Origin of the sequence: Halorubrum tibetense (assembly GCF_042661865.1) — an archaeon.
Classification (GTDB): Archaea; Halobacteriota; Halobacteria; order Halobacteriales; family Haloferacaceae; genus Halorubrum; species Halorubrum tibetense.
In genome coordinates this window covers 1-1394 of the sequence record NZ_JBHSWW010000434.1, presented here as the reverse complement: position 1 = coordinate 1394, position 1394 = coordinate 1, and the positions used below count along the sequence as shown (strand labels likewise).

General features: G+C 71.4%; 2 protein-coding genes. Both read right to left on the bottom strand.

Annotated elements, in window-relative coordinates:
• Positions 1 to 325 (bottom strand): endonuclease/exonuclease/phosphatase family protein (locus tag ACFQEU_RS15895; protein ID WP_379783749.1); only part of this gene is annotated, 325 nt, incomplete at its 3' end.
• Positions 326 to 373: 48 nt separating this feature from the next.
• Positions 374 to 1394: HVO_2922 family protein (locus ACFQEU_RS15890; RefSeq protein ID WP_379783747.1), on the bottom strand; the 1021-nt coding region annotated here is incomplete at its 5' end.

Below are 1394 nucleotides of genomic sequence, written 5' to 3'. Positions count from 1 at the left end.
CCCAGTCCGACGACGGCTCCGTCGGGGTCTCCGAGAGCCAGAACGTCCCGTCGTCGACGACCCGCCAGCGATCGGTGCGGACGGCGATCGGGCACCCCTCGCCGTCGCCGCCGGGCTCGCGGCCACGGCCGACGAACGCGTACTCGTCGAGCCCCTCGCGGAGGTCGCTTCGCTGGGCGGGGAGCGGCTCCTGGAAGGCGGCGACGTCCGGCCGGTGAAACCGAACCAGGTCGATCACGCCGTCGCGGCGCGCGTACCACGCGTCGTGGTGGTCGCTGCGGTTGTCGTACCGAACGTTGTAGCTCAGCACCCGGATCCGGCTCATTGTCGGCCAGTCGGTGCCGACCGGATTAAAAGGCGCGACCGCCGCGTCTCAGACGGTCTCCTCGCCGGCACCCGGCGCGTTCCGCTTGACGCTCGTCACGCCGTCGACGGCGCCCGAGCGCGAGGCGTACCCCTCGCCGGAGTCGGCGACGACGTTGCCGTTGCGGTGACGGAGCCGCCAGCGCCACTCGCCGTCGGCGTCCTCGTAGATCTCGAAGGCGGCGTTGCCGACGTCCAGCGCGTCGGCGTCGGGCCCGTACCCGCGAACCCGCTCGATCGCGTCTTTCGCGCCGCTCCTGTCGGCGTACCCCTCGCCGGAGTCGGCGATGATGTTCCCGTTCCGGTGGCGGAGCCGCCAGCGGTACTCGCCCGCGTTGTCCTCGTACAGCTCGAACGTCGCGTTCGCGCTTCCCGTGCCGTCGCCCTCGCCGCCGGTGTCGTCGTCGAGGTCTTTCACCGGCGCGTCGCTCACGTTCGACCGGACGCTCTCGACCCCCTGACGCGCCTTCGAGCGCGAGGAGTACCCCTCGCCGGAGTCGGCGAGGATGTTCCCGTTCTCGTGGATGAGCCGCCAGCGCCACTCGCCGGCGTTGTCACGGAACAGCTCGTAGGCGGCCGGATCGACGCGAAGGTAGTCCGCGGCGGCGATGTGTTCCCGAACCCGGCCGAGCGCACGTTTCGCGTTCGACTTCGAGGCGTACCCCTCGCCGGAGTCGCCGATCACGTTGCCGTTGTCGTGTGCGAGCCGCCAGCGCCACTCGCCGGCGTTGTCCTCGAACAGCTCGAACGTCGCCTTGCTCGCGATCTCCTCGTCGTCGCTCGGGACGGCGACGTCCGGCTCCGCGGCGTCCTCGGGCTCCGGGCCGTCGTCGTCGGCGACCGCCTCGGCCTCCGCGACCGGGGTCTCGATCCGTAACAACCCGGCACCGAGCGCGTTTCGCCGGACGCTGTGCAGTCCCTGCTGGGCCTTTCCACGGCTGCTGTACCCTTGCCCGGAGGTGGCGATCACGTTGCCGTTGCGGTGGCGGAGCCGCCAGCGCGGCTTGCCGCTCGCGTCCTCGAACAGCTCG